The organism is Rheinheimera tilapiae (genome assembly GCF_042432165.1).
Taxonomy (GTDB): domain Bacteria; phylum Pseudomonadota; class Gammaproteobacteria; order Enterobacterales; family Alteromonadaceae; genus Pararheinheimera; species Pararheinheimera tilapiae.
This window is the reverse complement of the sequence record NZ_JBHLXP010000003.1, coordinates 865,126-882,736: the sequence shown is the minus strand read 5'-3', so window position 1 is coordinate 882,736 and position 17,611 is coordinate 865,126. Positions and strand designations below refer to the sequence as shown.

Sequence of the window (17,611 nt, the reverse complement as noted above, 5' to 3'; positions counted from 1 at the left end):
GTTGGTCACGCCTCAGCTGCAATAAGCAGTCCGGGCGGCTTTATGGGCAGGCTCGCTGGTTGGTACTTTACGGGATCTGGTCCGGCCTTGCCAGCTCTTTTTTGCCAGAGTCACTGCTGATTATCCGCGGCAATCTGTGGCATAAAGTCAGGGCAATGCCTTGCAAATCAAGGGTCACAGCCACATAGTAAGCAGAGTTTCATAGTTACAGAGATTTTATCCGTGTTGAGTAATCAGATTGACGTCAGTTTTGATAATGTCCGTGAACTGCTGGAGCTGTCGCAGCAGAAGCTGGTGATCTTCGACTTTTGGGTTGAGCAGCACGAGCCTTGTCAGCAGATTTTGTTAGTGCTGGAAAAAATCGCTGGCGATTATCCGCAGCATTTGGTGCTCGCCAAAGTGAATTGTGACACTGAGCAGCAACTGGCGATGCAGTTTGGCGTGCGGTCATTACCAACGGTGTTGTTTATCCGCAATGGCCAGCCGGTCGATGGCTTTGCTGGCGTTGAAACTGAAGGGCAGATCCGCAGTCGTTTAGATCCGTATTTACCTAAACCGGAAGATTTATTGCTGCAACAGGCACAGCCGCTGTTAGAAACACAACAATGGCAGCAAGCCTATCCACTGCTGAAGCAGGCTTTGCAACTGGCGCCGGCGCGGGTCGATGCGCGGCTGCAGCTGGCGTATTGCGCCGCATCGCTTGGCCAGACTGCGCAAGCGGAAGAGCTGATAGCTCCAGTCATGCTGGCCGATCAGGATGCTCTGTATCACCAGGTCAAAGCGTTGATCGAACTGGCGCAGCAAGCGGCCGAAAGTCCGGAGATCCGCGCATTGGAACAACAGCTGGCGGCTGATCCTGCCAACCTGCAACTGAAGCAACAACTGGCGGTGCAATATCAGCAAGTGCAGCGCTTTGCCGACGCTTTAGCGTTATTATTCAGCATTCTGCAGCAGGATCTGAACTTTGATGACAGTAAGAAGCTAATGTTAGATATGCTGGCAGTGTTACCCAAAGGCGACGCACTGGCAGGTGAATACCGGCGTAAGCTGTATAGTTTGTTGTATTAATCAGCCACTGTCGCGGTGGCGCTCCAATATCCGTCTGTAGGCGGGTAAAATCACAAGGAAATTCAATGCGCTTGCAGACATTTTACTGCGCGGTGTTGTCAGTGCTTTTGCTGCTTTGCAGTGCCCAGGGCAGGGCCGATTCAGCAGAGCAACTGTTTGCCCGGTTTGAACCATCACTATTGCAGGTTCGGGTGCTGGAGCGGGCCTCTGGCGCTAAAGCGGCGATTGGGACCGGCTTTGTACTGGCAGATCCGGCTTTAGTCGTTACTAATTATCATGTGGTGTCAGAAGCTGTGCTGGCACCAGAAAAATTTCAGCTGGAGTATCTGAACTCGGCGCAGCAAAAAGGCGGCTTACAAGTACTGGCGGTTGACGTGATTAACGACCTGGCACTAGTCAGCACCGATTACCGTGCTCCGCATCCGTTTCAAATCCAGCTGCAAAAACCGGTGCAGGGTGCGACCATTTATTCGCTTGGCAATCCGCATGATCTGGGCATGATTTTGGTACCGGGTACATACAACGGCTTGCAGAAATACAGTTTTTATCCACGGATCCATTTTACCGGCGCAGTAAATTCCGGCATGAGTGGTGGGCCGGCAGTCGACGCCAACGGCCAGATCGTCGGCGTCAATGTGGCGTCGGCGGGTAATCAACTGGGTTTCCTGGTGCCGGCCGAAGCGTTGCAACGGTTGCTGGCGCGTTTTCAGCAAGAGGGCCAAAGCAAAGATTTACGCGCTGATATCGAACGACAACTTTTGGCTAGTCAACAATCGATGTTCAGCCAAATCCTGAATGCCGATTGGAAGCTAAAAGATTTTGGCATCGGTAAAGTCCCAGACGAAGTGGTGCCTTTTGTCCGTTGCTGGGGAGAGTCCAACATCGAAAAAGACAAAGAGGTACTGAAGAAGGTCACGGCTTTCTGTAGCCAAAGTGAAGAGATTTTCTTATCGCAGCATTTCACCTCAGGTCGCGTCGAAATGCAGTTTGAGTGGCTGGAAGGCAAGGATTTACATCCGCTGCAGTTTTTCTCGTTGTATGAACAGAGTATTTCCCGCGCCAATGCTGACAATCAGGCGTTAAAAGAAGATGTGACAGCCTTTGAATGTCAGCATCAGGTGGTACAACAGCCTGGTGGCCAACATGCCAAAACCATCTATTGTGTGCGCGCTTATCGTGCCTATGCCGGTCTGTATGACGTGTTATATCTCGCCGCTTCTTTAGACCACCAGCAACAGGGATTGATCAGTCATTACACGCTGTCCGGCGTTAGTCAGGACACCGCCCGTGCTTTCAGTCAGAAATTTAGCGGGGCCGTGTCATGGCAGTAATTATTGAGGTGCTGAATAAACAGCACAAAGTGATTGAGCGGCATCGGTTTGGCCAAGCGCGGATTGCTCTGGGCCGGGCCTTTAACAACGACTTAGTGTTGTACGACAAACATGTCAGCCCGCATCATGCTGAGCTGGTGTTGTCGGAAGAGGGCCGCTGGCAGCTGGTCGATTTGGCATCGCTGAACGGCAGTTTTGTTGAACCCGCAGTGCCAGTGGCGCAAGCAACCGAGTTACAAAGCGGTCAGTTGTGCTGGCTGGGCGAGCAGGCGCTCAGAATTTATGATGAGCATCACCCGGTGCCACCCGCATTGCCATACAACAGCCTGGAGCAACGCCTTCAGCAGTTTGGTCACCCGGCATTGATTGTGTTACTCGCGTTGTTTTTGTTGGCGCAGGAGTTATTCAGCGTGTGGCTGAATGTGCCGGAACATGGGCAAAGCCGCTGGTCTCGTAACTTATTGAATCTGCCGCTGTTAATGCTGGGACTAGCGCTATGGCCCGCTTTATTGGCGATTTGGGCGAAGATCAACCAGCACGAAGCGCGTTTTTTGCCACAGTTGGGACTGACCTTCGCTGTTGTGGTCGTGGCAGAGTGCTGGCAAGCATTGATGACGGTACTGAATTTCAGTCTTGATGGCGCTACCGCGGTGGTGTGGCTGCGAGATATCGGCCAGACCGCATTGGTGATCCTGTTGCTGACCGCCAACTTCTATCTGGCGTTGCAAATTTCGGCGCTCAAGAAAATTGCCGTGGCGACGAGTCTCGGTTTGCTGCTGAGTTTGCAGGGAGTGGCTGTATCGCTGCTGTTTGAAAATCAGAACAATCTACAGCCCCAGTTTGATAACAGTCTGATGCCACTTACATTTTATTTGAATAAACCCGTTAGTAGCGCCGAGTTTACTAAAGACAGTGCCGAATTATTCCGCCAGACCGACGAAGTCCGGCAGGAACCTGCGGAGCAATAACAGGCAGGCGCTGCGCTATCTGGCAATTTCAGCGTTGCTGACGTTGCCAGATCTGGCGGATTTGTTCCGACAGGGTCATTGGGTCAAAAGGTTTGACCACCACATCGCTGGCGCCCAGTGCTTTGTAGGACTCGATTTCGCTGGATTGTACTTTGGCAGTCATGAAGACGACTGGCACCTGGCTTAAATCGAATTGTTGCTGCAGCTGTTTTAATGTACTGGGACCATCCATCCCCGGCATCATCACATCCAGCAGGATTAACTGTGGCAAAAATGTCGGATACTGTTCCAGTGCCTGCATACCGCCGCTACAGGTACAGACTTCAAAGTGGCCGACGGCTTCCAGTGCTACCCGGGCCACCATCTGGATCGAGGGATCATCTTCCACATGCATGATTTTTTTCAGTTCTGTCATCATTTTCCCTTTTTTCAGGCTGGTGTTTTCAGTCTGTCACAAGGTTGGGGCCAACGCCAGTCTGTGATGCAATCGTCGGAGTTTTGCTGATGTTCGCCCGCTGGTGGCTGACGCTGGATCAAGTCCTGCTGCAGCAATGTGATTTTTGGCAGTTGCAGCCGATGCTGGCGGACTGGCCAACAGTGTTTCCCGCAGAACTGGTGACTGTGCTGGAGCAGTTTACGCTGACGGATTGTGTCGCGATCGACGCCAGCCCCAGTTTGCAGCGCCAGCATTTTGCCAGATTTTTCCCAGAGTTATTTGCGGCATTGCCCGAGCTGCCGCGCGAACCTGCCGCGAACCTGCCGCTACCTTTCTGGCTGAGTACCGATATCGGTGGGCGTAAATGGCAGCAAATCACTCAGCTTGCCGCCAGTGTCGGGCAGCCACAACGGCCAGTGCTGGAGTGGTGCGCCGGTAAAGGCCATTTAGGTAAAGTGATGAGTTACGCTTTTCAGGCGCCGGTGGTGAGCCTGGAGTGGCAACAAAGCTTGTGCAACGCCGGGCAGCAAAAAGCGCAACAGTTAGGCTTGCTACAGCGGTTTGTTCATATCGACGTATTACAGCAACCGGTTGCTCCTTATCTGCAGCCAGCGCAGCAAGTGGTGGCGCTACACGCCTGCGGTGATCTGCACCGGGTCGCGGCGCGGGAAGCGGTGCGGGCCGGTTGCGCCGCATTGGCGTTGGTGCCTTGTTGTTATCATCTGCAGCAGGCGGCGCAGTATCAGCCATTGTCAGTGCAGGCGCAGCAAAGTGACCTGATGCTTGGCAAGGCTGATTTACGTCTGGCAGTGCAACAAAGTTGTACCGGTGGGGAGCGGGTGGCGCGCTTGTCGCAGACTGAAATGCTGTGGCGGCAGCTCTGGTGGCAGTGGCGACGGCAACTGGGTCTTGATTATCAGCCGCTACGTTCAGTGGGCAAGCATTGGTTCAGTGGCGAGCTTGGTGACTTTCTGACTTTTGCCGGTGCGGAGCATCAGCTGGTGCCGCCGGCTGCGGCCCTGTTGCCGGATCTATTGCAGCGAGCCGAACAAGCACTGCTACAACAGCGCCGGCTGGAACTGGTGCAACATCTGTTTCGCCGGCCGTTAGAACTATGGCTGGTGCTCGATGTCGCCATGTACCTGCAGGAGCAGGGTTATCAGGTCAGCCTGTCCGAGCTCTGTGCGCCTGAACTGACCCCCCGCAATCTGCTGCTGCAGGCGGTCAACTTGAAGGCGTGTGACCACCTTTAAAGTGATGACGCGCAGTCGATCCGAGGTTTTAAGGCGTTGTCAGTCGCGGCCAGACATGCAGCGATCCGCTGATCTTTTTGCAACCAGCGTTGATTCAGCCACAACTGAAACTGCTGGCGAAATACCTCGTCCTGAAAATAATCACCGATGATTTGGCTGTTAACAGGGCCTTGCACTGGTAGCGTATCCACATGGATCACCACGCGTTTTAACCGGCCGAGCAGCATGGCCACCAGCACGTGGCGCGGGTTATCCGGATAAATCAGCGTGACATCCAGCACGGCATCAAACAATGGCCCCATGCTGGCCAGCGTAAAGGCGATGCCACCGGCTTTGGCTGGCAGTAAAAACCGGAACGGGCTGTTTTTCAGCCGTTGTTTGGTTGCGGTGAAACGAGTGCCTTCGACAAAATTGATGATCGTGGTTGGCTGCTGACGGAATTTCTCACAAGACTGGCGGGTAGTTTCGATGTCTTTACCTTGCAGCGCCGGATTGTTGCGGATCTGGGCCTGGCTATAGCGTTTCATAAACGGCATATCCAGCGCCCAGGATGCTGAACCGATAAAAGGTACCCACTTTAATTCTTCTTTTAAAAAGAATTTCGGCTCTGGGATACGGTCCAGTGCGAACTGACTGAGTACCGGAATATCCAGCCAGCTTTTGTGGTTGGAGATCAGCAAATACCACCGCTGTGGCGACAGTTGCGCTTCGCCTTCCAGTTGCCACTCTACTTTATTAAATAATTCAATTAGTTGGCGGTTATGCAGCGACCAGTGGCGGTATGCCCAATGCGCCAATTTAGAGACTCGCAGTCGCGCCGCCGGCATTGGCAGCAGCAGTTTCAACACGCCGCAACAAGTGACAATCAACCCCCAAACGGTCAGGTTCAGCGTAAACAGCGGTAATGACAGCAATAAAATGAGCGGCGCGGGCAGAAATGAAAGCATCAATACAACTCCTTCTTCAGCGCGGCTAACTGCAGGTCTTTGTCCAGCCAAAGCTGATTGACCCATTGCTGAAATTGTTGCCGGTACTGTGGATCTTCGTAATCGCCAATCAAGCTGGGTTCAATCGGCAACACACGCACCCGTACCCGAATGTCATGCACTTTACCGCTGATGTAATCCCAGAAACTCGGTGAACCTTTAGGGTAATAGATGGTTACGTCCAGCAGCTTATGCAGATGTTCGCCCATCGCGTTGAGGACAAAAGAAATACCACCGGCTTTTGGCTTTAGCAAATGGGCAAAGGGCGCTTGCTGTTTATGATGTTTTTCCGGAGTGAAGCGCGTGCCTTCGAGGAAATTCATCACCGACACCGGCTTATAACGGAATTTTTCACAGGCTTTGCGAGTGGTTTCGACATCTTTGCCTTTTAATTCAGGATGTTTTGCCAGGAAGGCGGCGCTGTAACGTTTCATAAAAGGGAAATCCAGCGCCCACCAGCACAAGCCGATCACCGGCACATAAATCAGTTCTTTTTTCAGGAAAAACTTCAGGAACGGGATTTGGCGGTTAAATACTTTCTGTAGCACCAGAATATCGACCCAGCTCTGATGGTTAGCCACCACCAGATACCAGTCTTTCAGACTCAGTGTTTCCAGACCTTTGATGTCCCAGCGGATGCAGGTAAAGAGCGCGGTTGTGCAGTTATTAACCGAGATCCAGGCGCTGGCGCAACTGTCGAGCAGCCAGGTCATCCAGGTTTGCCAACGTTGGATCGGCGGTAGCTTCAAAATGGCGAGGCACAGAATAGGGACGGCCCAGAATAAGGTATTGCCGATGTACAACAAGAAAGAAACTAATCCAATCAGTGGTTTGGGCAAGAAATGCAGCATCAGTTCTCTCCATGAGGTGAAATATCTGTCGGCGATATCAAAAAAAAGAGCAAGTCCGGCCTGCTCTTTGTTCCCGTCATCGCTGAAACTGCAACTGTGTCCGCTGCAGCTTCATGGACTTTGGCTTATACGTCAGCCGGAGCAATTGAACTGCTCCGACCTGTGCAGTCTACCTTAATCTTCGAAATAGGTGTACCCATAGACGCCGGCTTTCAATTCATCCAGCATTGCCTGTTGCGCTTCTGAACTGAGGTTGCTGCGCCCTAACTGATTCGAGTAAGAGTTAATCAGTTTTTCCGCATCAAAGGCTACATAACGCAGCACGTCGGCGACAGTATCACCTTTGATGGCGTTGCCAAGGTGATAGGTGCCATCCGGATTCAGCTCGACGTGAACAGAGTCAGTATCGCCAAACAGGTTGTGTAAATCGCCGAGGATTTCCTGATAAGCACCGACCATGAACATACCAATCAGATACTGTTCGTCTTCTTTGTATTCCGGCAGCGGCAAGCTGCTTTCGATTCCATTGCCGTCGGCATAGCTTTTCAGTGCACCGTCTGAGTCACAGGTGATGTCCTGAATAATAGCGCGGCGGTCCAGTGGCTCGTTCATCCGTTCCAGTGGCATCACCGGGAACAGCTGATCAATACCCCAGGCATCCGGCATCGACTGGAACAACGAGAAGTTAACGAACAGTTTGTCAGCCAGTTTCTCGTTCAGGTCATCGTGAATTTCACGATGTGACCGTGAACTCAGATCCAGCATGTCCTTCACTTTATTGATGGTGGCAAAGTAGATTTGCTCCAGCAACGACCAGTCTTTTAACGTCAGCAGGCCATGAACATACTGTGCATGCGCGTCAGTGAAGTAATGCACGGCATCGTGATAGGCTTCGACGGCAGAGCGTGGTGTCACGTTCTGGTAAGAATCCCACAGCGCCCACACCACTTGTGGTGAATCTTCTGATGGTTCTGGCAGGTAACGCAGACCCGGTGCACGTTCAACGTCAATCGCGTCGGTGATCAGTACGGCGTGGTGTGCTGTCATGGCGCGGCCGGATTCAGTGATGATGTTCGGATGTGGCAGGTCGTATTCGTCACAGACTTCTTTTAAGCCAAACACTACGTTCCGGGCATATTCATACATGGTGTAGTTCATTGAACAGGCTGAACGTGAGTTCGAGCCTTCGTAATCGACACCCAGACCACCGCCAACGTCGACAGTCGTGATAGGCACACCCAGTGTGCGCAGTTCAGCGTAATGACGGGCACATTCACGGATGGCGTTGTGAATGTCGCGAATATTGGCGATTTGTGAACCGATATGGAAATGCACCAGCTGTAACAGGTCAAGCTTGCCAGCTTCTTTCAGGATATCAATGGCTTGCAGAACTTGTGTTGCAGTTAAGCCAAATTTACCTTTTTCACCGCCGGTGTTTTGCCATTTGCCTTTGCCGACTGAGTTCAGCTTGATGCGGATACCGATCATCGGTGCCGCACCCAGGCTGTCGATTTCCCGCAGCAGGGTTTTCAGTTCAGATAATTTTTCAACGACGACGTACACAGTGTGACCCATCATCTGGCCAATAGTCGCCAGACGCAGGAATTCGCTGTCTTTGTAACCGTTACAAACGATTTTCAGTGGTTTTTCCGTAACGCCCAGGATCGCCATCAGTTCAGGTTTTGAACCGGCTTCCAGACCCACTTTATTGCTGGAGTGCACCAGCTTTTTCACCACGGAATATTGCTGGTTGACCTTGATTGGATAAACAGCGGTGTATTCGCCCTGATACTCCCGCTCAGATTTTGCTTTGGCAAAAGAGCTGATTAAGGTTTCAACCCGGTGCTGCAGGATGTCGGTAAACCGCACCAGCACAGGTAAAGTCAGACCTTCTTGTTTAAAACGTGCTGTCAGTTCCGGGAAACTAATGCCCGGTTTGCTGTGATCCTGATCCGGATAAGCAATGAGATCGCCATTGGCGTTGACGTCAAAGTAGCCTTCGCTCCAGACTGCAACGTTATAAATAGATCTTGCTTTGTCGATACCCCATTCTGCCATTGTCGTGCCCTTAGAAAAAATAGGCCGCCATTTTATTCGTATCGGCGGCAAAAAAACATGAAAAGTTTGTCTCACGCCGGCTTCACTGGCAAAATATTTAGCCCCTGAATCAGTACCCGGAGTGGATCAATGCCAGAACTCAATTCACAACAGTGGTTTACCGAGATCTTCGCGCCAAGTGGCAGTGCGTTTTCCTTAAGAACCGAGCAAAAATTAGCTGAGGTTCAGTCACCTTTCCAGCACATCGAAATCTTTAAGACCACCGATTTTGGCAATCTGATGGTGATCGATGGGGTCATTATGCTCAGTACCCGTGACAATTTCTTGTATCACGAGATGTTGAGCCATCCGGTGCTGTTCACACACCCGGATCCGCAGAACGTGATTATCATCGGCGGCGGTGATTGCGGCACATTACGTGAAGTACTGAAGCACCGATCAGTACAACAGGTCACTCAAATTGATATCGATGAACAAGTGACCCGGATGGCTGAGCGTTATTTCCCCGAATTGTGTGCCTCCAACCAGGACCCTCGCGCCACCCTGTTGTTCGCCGACGGTATTCAGTATATGCGTGATGCGGCACCACAAAGTGTCGATGTGGTGATTGTTGACTCGACTGATCCGATTGGACCGGGCGAAGGTTTGTTTAACCGCGCCTTTTACCAAAGCTGTTTTGCCGCATTAAAGCCTGGCGGCATTCTGGTGCAACAAAGCGAATCGCCGCTCATTCATCTGCAACTGCTGAATGATATGCGGGTGGCTATGCACGATGCCGGTTTTGCCGAACTGCAAACGCTGCAGTTTCCGCAAATGGTCTATCCAAGTGGCTGGTGGACTTGCACTATGGCGCGCAAAGCGCAGGGCTTTGACGGTTTCCGCCGTGAAGCTGCGGCCAATCCGGGGTTTGCCACCGAATACTACAATGCTGACATTCATCAGGCGTCGATGGCATTACCAAACTTTATGCGCCGCGAGTTAAAGCCCTGAGTCACTTTCTGACCAGGAAAACGGCCGCCAGACAGCGGCCGTTTTTTATATACAGGATGTACGGTGCACCGCAAACGCACGGAGCTGTTTGTGGTGAACTGTAACACCGCTGGTACAGAGTTTTAGTAAAGAAAAAAGGGATGCATAAAACCACCTGCACCCCTGGGGACAAACTGCGAACCGATATTTATTGACTGATTAGTGGCTCAATCTGGATTTCTACGCGGCGGTTTTTCGCCCGGTTTGCTTCAGAAGTATTTGCGACCAGCGGCTGATCCGGGCCAGCGCCCTGAGTGACTAACCGGCGTTCGTCGATGCGCTGTGCACTCAAGTAGTTTTTCACGGTTTCAGCGCGTTGTTGCGACAGTCGCATATTCAGCTCACGACCACCGGTATCGTCGGTATGGCCGGTGATCACCAGCAGGGTTTTGTCATATTCAGCCAGTACTTTGGCGATGTCATTCAGTACCGGATACAGTTCAGCGCGAATGTCGCTGCGGCCGGAGGCAAAGGTAATTTGCGACGGAATTTCAAGCTTCAGCACATCACCTTCGCGTTTGACCTGCACACCAGAACCGGCCAGCTGTTCTTCCAGCGCCTGCTCCTGATTATCCATATAACGACCGATTGCGGCACCACTGAGCGCGCCCAGCACTGCGCCTAAGGCCACGCGTTTATTCTTGTGATTGCCGGTGGCTTTTCCGGCGACACCACCCACGACAGCACCGATAGCGGCGCCCCTGGTGGTATTGTCTTGCGGGAACTGGGCACAACCGGCCAGCGTCAGGCTGGCAGCAGCGGCGAGGGCAGTCAGGCGAAATAAAGTCATGAAAAATCCTGTGCTTTTATATAAGAGAAAGGAGATAGATGCGACCGAGTCTGGCGTCGCCCCGCTGAATTATGGCTGAATCAGCCTTGCAGCGGCAGCAGTTTAACCTGTGGTCAGCGCTGTTGGTCGCGCTTCTAAACTAGACATATATACGGCTAAACAGTTAAGCTGCCGCTTAATTAAACAAAGTCGGAGATACAGGCAAATGGCGGGGGTCAGCTGGAAACGGATAGTGATCAAAGTGGGCAGTGCTTTGATTGCGCCGGCAGGGAAAGGCACGTCAACCCGTTATTTATTGGCTATTGCCCGCTTTATCAGTGAATGCAAATTGCGTGGTGTTGAAGTGGTGCTGGTGTCCAGCGGCAGCGTGGCCGCCGGCCGTTCTGCGATTGAATTTACTCATCAGCCATTGCCAATTAATGTCAAACAGGCCTTAGCAGCTATTGGTCAGGCGCAGATGATGGCGACCTGGAGCCAGCTGCTGGACTGGCCTTGTGCACAAATTCTGTTAACACATGCCGACCTTGCTGACCGTCGCCGCTATCTGAATATCGATAACACATTGCGCACGCTGCTCAGCCACGGTGCACTGCCTATCGTCAACGAAAACGATACTGTGGCGACCAAAGAACTGCGGGTCGGCGATAACGACAATCTGGCGGCGATGGTGGCGTCTGTGGTCGAAGCCGATGCACTGATTATTTGCTCCGACGTTGATGGCTTATACACAGCCAATCCGCGCACCGACGCCACCGCACAGCTGATCCCACGGGTCGAAGCACTGACTGCGGACATCTATGCGATGGCTGGCGGCAGTCATCATAGTACCGGCACCGGCGGTATGGTGACCAAACTACAGGCTGCCGACAAAGCTACCGCCGTTGGTATTGAAACGCTGATCATTAATGGCCAGCGCGCCCAGAGTTTTGAGGCATTGCTGAATGGCGAGGCGATTGGCACTTTGTTCGCGGCCCGGAAAACTACACTCAGCGCGAAAAAACATTGGTTATTGCATTCCAGCAAAGCCAGCGCCGAAGTCTGGCTGGATCAGGGCGCGGCGCAAGCGGTGCAGCACAAAGGCGCATCCTTATTGGCCAAAGGCGTCAGCCAGGTGCAAGGCGAATTCGATAAAGGGGATGCGGTCTGGTTACTGGCGCCGGATGGTAGCAAAATTGCTAAAGGTGTCAGTCAATACAATGCCGCTGAACTGAACAAAATCAAAGGCATCCACAGTGATCAAATTGCCGCCGTGCTGGGCTATTGCCCAAGCGAAGTAGCGGTGCACCGGGATGATTTAGTCGTTTTACAGGGAGCTTAACATGCAGTCCGCAGAACCAAGCCGCGCATTTGATGTTGTTGCGCTGTGCGTGCAGGCCCAAGCAGCCAGCCGGCAATTGGCACAGCTGTCCGAGGCGCAAAAGAACCAGATCCTAAGCGATATGGCCACAGCGTTGATTGAGGCCACACCGGCTATCCTGGCAGCCAATGCGCTGGATATGGCGGCGGCACGGGAGAAAGATCTGGCGCCGGCGATGCAGGACCGGCTGTTATTAACGGCAGAGCGGCTGCAGCAATTAGCGGCGGCAGTGCGGCAAATTGCGGCGTTACCGGACCCGGTCGGGCAAATCCGGCAGTTGGCGCCAAGACCCAATGGGATCCAGGTGGGCCGGATGCGTATTCCGCTGGGTGTCATTGCGATGATTTATGAAGCACGTCCTAACGTGACCGCAGATGCGGGCGCTTTATGTCTGAAATCCGGTAATGCGGTGATTTTACGTGGCGGTCGCGAAGCTTTGCATTCCAGTTTGGCGATTGCGGCGGTGTTGCAGCAAGTGCTCGGCAAGCATCAAATTAACCCGGCGGCGATTGCAGTATTACCTGACCCGGACCGAGCGATTTTGCTCGAGCTGCTGCAACAAAAAGCCTATGTGGATTTGGTGATCCCACGTGGCGGCGAAGGTCTGATCCATTTTGTCAGCGACAACAGCCGTATTCCGGTGATCCAGCACTACAAAGGCATCTGCCATTTGTTTGTCGACAAAGCGGCAGATCCGGACAAAGCCTTAGCACTGCTGTTAAATGGCAAAACCCAGCGGCCGGGCGTCTGTAATGCGCTGGAAACCTTACTGGTGCATCAGGACATCGCGGCAGCATTTCTACCTTTAGCCGGCGCGGCACTGGCTGAGAAAGGGGTTCAGGTGTTTGCCTGCCCGCGCAGTCTGGGCTATTTCAACGCGGCGCAAGCAGCCGGACCGTCGCAATATGACACTGAATATCTGGCGCTGGCCCTGTCAGTGCGGGTGGTGGATAGTTTTGCCGATGCGACTGCGCATATTGAACAGCACAGCTCCGGCCATACCGAAGTGATTTGTACCCAGGACATCAGCCGGGCGCAGCGATTCTTGAAGCAAATCAATTCCGCTGTGGTGATGGTCAATGCCTCGTCGCGCTTTTCCGATGGCGGCGAGCTGGGGTTAGGCGCTGAAATCGGCATATCCACCAGTAAGTTGCATGCCTATGGCCCAATGGGGCTGGAGTCGTTAACCACGGAAAAATATATCGTGATCGGTGACGGACAGGTACGGCAATAGTGGGCAATTCCGCTGCGGCAGCCATGCTGCTGCGGTCGCTTAACCCGATAGGGTTAATTGCGGATGGTGTCGTTACGGTTCCATAAATTCTGGTGCTTCAAATAACAAAAGAACTCGTCCGGATTCCAGCATTTGGGGATCAGGTCAGTATTCACCCGCTCTTCAAAGTTCGACACCAACTTACTTAAAATCTCGCGCAGCCTCTCTTCACTAATACGTTCCAGCTTTTGCTGAGCGACCGGGAAATACAAATTATTTTCGGCACTGACCACCACATTGATACCAAAGGTATTAAAGGTCAGATTGCGGGTGACTTGCCGGCATACCGGTTGTTCCGGTTCCAGCGGATACAGGCCGTTGACGATGGCGTATTCGTAGCGGTCGAGATCGCGTTTATCCGAGTCTTTCGGAATGTAAGTGATGCCATAACCTTGTGGGAAATAGCCGGTAATAGTGAGCAGGCTTTGTACCACAGCTGCCGGATACCAGCCTTTTTCCACGCCGGCTTTAAGCAGCGGCCCGACTTTTGGCAGACTGTCGTAGCTGTAATTCTGTTTCGACGGTAACACCACGGAGGTATAGACCTGTGGGATCTTCAGCAGGTTGCCAATGCCATCTTCCGGTGTAATAGCCGAGCGTAATAAATGCAGTGTGAACGCCTGTTTATCTTCCTCCACCATCACAAATAATTCGCGTTCGGCCCGCGAGTTGCCTATGTACTGGTCAAGCCCCAAACCTTCTTGTAAATACAGTTGGCTTTGCGCAAAGCTGATTTGTAATAACTGCTGCCGCGTGTCGGCAGGCAAGATCCGATAAGGGTCGGCGTCTCCCTCCGGACCGTACAATAATTGCTGCACTTGCGGGTGCTGCAGGCCGATGTCCTGTAGCAGGCAGGCCATCACCAACGGGATCTGCACTTCTTCGATAAAAGCTGATGAAGTATCTGCCGCGGTTTTCAGTGAATCTGCTACCTTGGCCAGCACATAACGATTCTTAATTTGTTGGTCGGTCAGCAATTGTTGCAACAACAACAATGCCAGAATGGCTTTATACAAATGTTTGTGGCGTTGATTGGTCGCCGCAATATTTTTGCCGTAGGTCGGCGACATGAGCTGGATAGTGCCTAAAGCCCGCGCTGCGAGCTGCCGCGATTCTTCCGGCGTATCCCCCTGGATCAGTTCCACCACCTGACGGGCAATGCCTTTTAGTTGCCGGATCCGATCGATTCGGTGCTCCTGCTGCTGTTTCAGGCTTTCTTTCAGTTGTTGACTGGTCTCATTCAGTTTCAGTTCGAGCTTGTGGCGGGCGCCTTTACTGGCGTCATCAAGGCGGCGCTGCAGGTCGGTTTTTTGTTGCTGCAGCTGGTCGATATTGCGTTGTTCATGGCCCTGGAAATACCAGGCGGCCTGTTCATACATCGATAGCCCTTGTGTGCTGTTATCAAAGGTCTTACTCAGTAGTTCTTTGATAATTTTGGTCGCAGCGTTAGCGCCGTACAAGGCCTGGTTCATGCCGGAAAATCCTTTGCCTTTTCAGGTACAGTAAAAATCCATAATGACACAACTGTAGCTGTTTTTTCAGGCCCCGCCAGCGCAGCAGGCGGGTGATCTGTCCGGAAAATTAGACAAGCAGGGCTAATTTTGCTTTGCTTAAACAATTAATTAGTAAAGGAAAATGCTCCGTGTTTATTGCAGTGATCGGCGGTGGGATCAATGGCGTGACGTCAGCCTGGCAGCTGGCGCTGGCAGGCCATCAGGTTGAGTTGTTTGAACGCGACGGCCTGATGCAGGCGACCAGTGCGGCTTCCAGCAAATTGCTGCACGGCGGCCTGCGTTACCTGGAGCAAGGTGAATTCCGCTTGGTGCACGAAGCGTTGCAGGAACGGCGCTGGTGGATCAAAAAGGCGCCGCATCTGACCCGGCGATTGCCGATCCTGTACCCGATTTACCGCAGTGGCCGGCGGCCGCGCTGGCAACTGAAAATCGGCTTGTGGCTTTACGATCTGCTATCAGGACGAAAGGGGATTGGCCAGCATCGCTGGCTCAATGCGCAGCAGACACTGCGCTGCAGTCCGGATTTACAACCCGATGGTTTACTCGGCGCTTTTTTGTTTTTTGACGGCCAGATGGACGACCAGCAGCTGGGGCTCTGGGTCGCTGCACAGGCTCGCCAGCATGGTGTACACATTCACGATCATTGTCCGGTACTGGCGTTGCAGGCCGATGGTCGGTTGCAGCTTGCCAACGGCGAATGGCGTCAGTTTGACCGTGTGATTAATGTCGCCGGTCCATGGGCGAATCAGTTGCTGCAACAATCAGCATTACCGGTGCAACAGGCGCTGGATCTGGTGCGCGGCAGTCATTTGTTACTGCCGCCGCTGTGCCGTTATGGCCATATGCTGGAAGTGCCGGGAGAGGGCAGGATTGTGTTTGTATTGCCATTTAAAGGCCAGACCCTGCTGGGCACCACCGAAGTGCGGCAGCAGCTAACGGAACCTATCCGCTGCAGTGATGCAGAACGCAGCTACCTGTTACGGCTTTATAACCATTATTTTGTCACCAAACGGTTTGACAGCGATATTCAACGTGAATTTGCCGGGGTGCGGCCTTTACTTGGCGGCGCTGATGATGCCAGTAAAGCCAGTCGCGAATATGCAATGCATTGGCAACAGGCGATCCTGACCGTGAACGGCGGCAAGTGGACGACAGCGCGGGCGCTGGCGAAGCAAGTGGTCGCGCAGGTAAAAGGCAGGGATTAATTGTTGCCCGCAGGGCAAAGCCCTGCGCAGCAGCAAACTTTAGGTTAAATCCAGTGCCAGGATTTTTGAGCGGCGCTGATAGTTATACAGCTGCTGTTTTTTCGCCGGCAAATCGGCGACGTCTTTCAGTTCAAAGCCGTGTTCGAGGAACCAGTGGATACTACGCGTCGTCAGTGCAAACAGGGTGTAGTACTTACGCTGACGGGCGAGACCGATAATGTGTTTCAGCAGCAGGCTGCCACGGTCGGCGTCGCGATAGTTCGGGTGTACCGCCAGACAGGCGAATTCCCCAACATTCTCTTCCGGAAACGGATATAACGCCGCGCAACCGATGACCAGGCCGTCGCGTTCAATCACGACAAACTGGTCGATTTCCATTTCCAGCTGCTCGCGGGAGCGGCGTACCAGCAGTCCTTGTTGTTCCAGCGGCCGGATCAAATCCAAAATACCACCGATATCATTGATGGTAGCCAGACGCAGGCGTTCGGCCGCTTCAGTAACGATTTGGGTACCGATACCGTCGCGCGAGAACAGTTCCTGTAACAGTGCGCCGTTCATCGTGCTGCTGACCAAGTGACAACGTGACACACCGGCACGGCTGGCGGTGATCGCTGCATGCAGGAACGCTAATGTCGAAGTGCAGGCGCGCTGGTCACGCTCCAGATCTGTCAGCGTACTTTCGGCGAAATTAGGCATTAATTCCGCGATAATTTCACCATCTTCGTCAATGATGCCGCCATCGTCGCTGAAGCCAATCATTTTGTCGGCTTTTAATTTGATCGCGACCTGAGTGGCGATTTCTTCGGCGGTCAGATTAAAACTCTCGCCGGTCACCGAAGCCGCAATCGGCCCCATCAGTACAATACAGTTCTGGTCGAGCTGGCGTCGGATACCGGCGACGTCGATGCGGCGTACTTTACCGCTGTGGAAATAATCGACACCTTCATCAACACCCAAAGGCTGCGCAATGACAAAGTTGCCGCTGACCACGTTTATCTGCGCATTGTGCATCGGAGTGTTGGACAAACTCATCGACAGTCGGGCGGTGATATCCAGTTGCAGAGCGCCGGCGATTTGCTTAATCAGCTGAAATGAATCGTCGTCAGTGACACGGATACGATTGTGATAATGCGCCGTCAGACCGGCCTGCGTCAGCGCATCGTTGATCTGCGGCCGCGCACCGTATACCAGCACAATTTTAATGCCCAAGGTATTTAGCAGAGCGATGTCATTGATAATACTGCGAAAACCAGGTTGTGTAATAGCCTCGCCGCCCAGCATCACCACAAAGGTTTTGCCGCGGTGCGCATTGACATAAGGGGCCGACTGGCGGAATCCATCAACAAGTTCAGTAGTACGCACGCTCTGTTTGTGTCCTTCTGTGAAAGTGGGTCAGCAATGCTGATCTCAGTCATAAGCGCTTTGTATGACAGCGGTATGACTGTTTGCAGTATAACCGTCAGGCCGCAGTGTGCTGAGTGCACGCAGCGCG

General features: G+C 52.9%; 15 protein-coding genes. 8 read left to right on the top strand and 7 right to left on the bottom strand.

Annotation, left to right across the window (positions count from 1 at the left end):
• Positions 1-222 precede the first annotated feature (222 nt).
• The 3 genes from ACFFJP_RS14750 to ACFFJP_RS14740 all read left to right on the top strand — a co-directional run bounded on the left by ACFFJP_RS14750 (position 223) and on the right by ACFFJP_RS14740 (position 3,367).
• The gene (locus ACFFJP_RS14750) at positions 223-1,068 is read left to right on the top strand and encodes a tetratricopeptide repeat protein (protein WP_377245605.1); all 846 of its coding nucleotides are present in this window, start codon (positions 223-225) and stop codon (positions 1,066-1,068) included.
• A gap of 65 nt (positions 1,069-1,133) precedes the next feature.
• Positions 1,134-2,399 carry a S1 family peptidase gene (locus tag ACFFJP_RS14745; RefSeq protein ID WP_377245602.1) on the top strand — a complete coding sequence of 422 codons (1,266 nt, stop codon included), beginning with the start codon at positions 1,134-1,136 and terminating at the stop codon, positions 2,397-2,399.
• The gene (locus ACFFJP_RS14740) at positions 2,390-3,367 is read left to right on the top strand and encodes an FHA domain-containing protein (RefSeq protein ID WP_377245599.1); all 978 of its coding nucleotides are present in this window, start codon (positions 2,390-2,392) and stop codon (positions 3,365-3,367) included. The genes ACFFJP_RS14745 and ACFFJP_RS14740 overlap by 10 nt, the downstream gene beginning before the upstream one ends.
• A gap of 28 nt (positions 3,368-3,395) precedes the next feature.
• Here the strand turns inward: ACFFJP_RS14740 and ACFFJP_RS14735 are convergent, their stop codons facing one another.
• Positions 3,396-3,782: a response regulator gene (locus ACFFJP_RS14735; protein WP_377245596.1), complete on the bottom strand. Its 387-nt coding sequence runs from the start codon at positions 3,780-3,782 to the stop codon at positions 3,396-3,398.
• 89 nt (positions 3,783-3,871) lie between these two features.
• Between ACFFJP_RS14735 and ACFFJP_RS14730 the strand changes: the two genes are divergently transcribed.
• Positions 3,872-5,056, top strand: coding sequence for a methyltransferase (locus ACFFJP_RS14730; RefSeq protein ID WP_377245593.1), 1,185 nt, complete (start codon positions 3,872-3,874; stop codon positions 5,054-5,056).
• Here ACFFJP_RS14730 and yihG (ACFFJP_RS14725) read toward each other — a convergent pair.
• The 3 genes from yihG (ACFFJP_RS14725) to speA all read right to left on the bottom strand — a co-directional run bounded on the left by yihG (ACFFJP_RS14725) (position 5,053) and on the right by speA (position 8,951).
• On the bottom strand, positions 5,053-6,003 hold the full coding sequence (gene yihG, locus ACFFJP_RS14725; RefSeq protein WP_377245590.1) for a 1-acylglycerol-3-phosphate O-acyltransferase, YihG family: 951 nt from the start codon (positions 6,001-6,003) through the stop codon (positions 5,053-5,055). The two genes, ACFFJP_RS14730 and yihG (ACFFJP_RS14725), sit on opposite strands and share 4 nt — an antisense overlap.
• Positions 6,003-6,893, bottom strand: a complete 891-nt coding sequence (yihG, locus tag ACFFJP_RS14720; RefSeq protein WP_377245587.1) for a 1-acylglycerol-3-phosphate O-acyltransferase, YihG family — start codon at positions 6,891-6,893, stop codon at positions 6,003-6,005. The genes yihG (ACFFJP_RS14725) and yihG (ACFFJP_RS14720) overlap by 1 nt, the downstream gene beginning before the upstream one ends.
• A gap of 174 nt (positions 6,894-7,067) precedes the next feature.
• Positions 7,068-8,951, bottom strand: coding sequence for a biosynthetic arginine decarboxylase (gene speA / locus ACFFJP_RS14715; RefSeq protein ID WP_377245584.1), 1,884 nt, complete (start codon positions 8,949-8,951; stop codon positions 7,068-7,070).
• 129 nt (positions 8,952-9,080) lie between these two features.
• Between speA and speE the strand changes: the two genes are divergently transcribed.
• The gene (gene speE, locus ACFFJP_RS14710; protein ID WP_377245581.1) at positions 9,081-9,941 is read left to right on the top strand and encodes a polyamine aminopropyltransferase; all 861 of its coding nucleotides are present in this window, start codon (positions 9,081-9,083) and stop codon (positions 9,939-9,941) included.
• Positions 9,942-10,128: 187 nt separating this feature from the next.
• On the opposite strand, the gene ACFFJP_RS14705 is transcribed toward speE, so the two are convergent.
• Positions 10,129-10,770: a YiaD family glycine zipper/OmpA-like lipoprotein gene (locus tag ACFFJP_RS14705; protein ID WP_377245578.1), complete on the bottom strand. Its 642-nt coding sequence runs from the start codon at positions 10,768-10,770 to the stop codon at positions 10,129-10,131.
• Positions 10,771-10,975: 205 nt separating this feature from the next.
• Between ACFFJP_RS14705 and proB the strand changes: the two genes are divergently transcribed.
• Both proB and ACFFJP_RS14695 read left to right on the top strand, forming a co-directional pair.
• Complete coding sequence (gene proB / locus ACFFJP_RS14700; protein ID WP_377245575.1) at positions 10,976-12,088, top strand: glutamate 5-kinase; 1,113 nt, start codon at positions 10,976-10,978, stop codon at positions 12,086-12,088.
• A 1-nt stretch (position 12,089) separates the two neighbouring features.
• The gene (locus tag ACFFJP_RS14695; RefSeq protein WP_377245572.1) at positions 12,090-13,361 is read left to right on the top strand and encodes a glutamate-5-semialdehyde dehydrogenase; all 1,272 of its coding nucleotides are present in this window, start codon (positions 12,090-12,092) and stop codon (positions 13,359-13,361) included.
• Between the two features lie 53 nt (positions 13,362-13,414).
• Here ACFFJP_RS14695 and ACFFJP_RS14690 read toward each other — a convergent pair whose 3' ends face one another.
• Positions 13,415-14,872, bottom strand: coding sequence for a hypothetical protein (locus ACFFJP_RS14690; RefSeq protein ID WP_377245569.1), 1,458 nt, complete (start codon positions 14,870-14,872; stop codon positions 13,415-13,417).
• A gap of 170 nt (positions 14,873-15,042) precedes the next feature.
• Here ACFFJP_RS14690 and ACFFJP_RS14685 point away from each other — a divergent pair, with 170 nt between their 5' ends.
• On the top strand, positions 15,043-16,119 hold the full coding sequence (locus tag ACFFJP_RS14685) for a glycerol-3-phosphate dehydrogenase/oxidase (protein WP_377245566.1): 1,077 nt from the start codon (positions 15,043-15,045) through the stop codon (positions 16,117-16,119).
• Between the two features lie 39 nt (positions 16,120-16,158).
• Here ACFFJP_RS14685 and argA read toward each other — a convergent pair whose 3' ends face one another.
• On the bottom strand, positions 16,159-17,481 hold the full coding sequence (gene argA / locus ACFFJP_RS14680; protein WP_377245563.1) for an amino-acid N-acetyltransferase: 1,323 nt from the start codon (positions 17,479-17,481) through the stop codon (positions 16,159-16,161).
• Between the last annotated feature and the right edge of the window lie 130 nt (positions 17,482-17,611).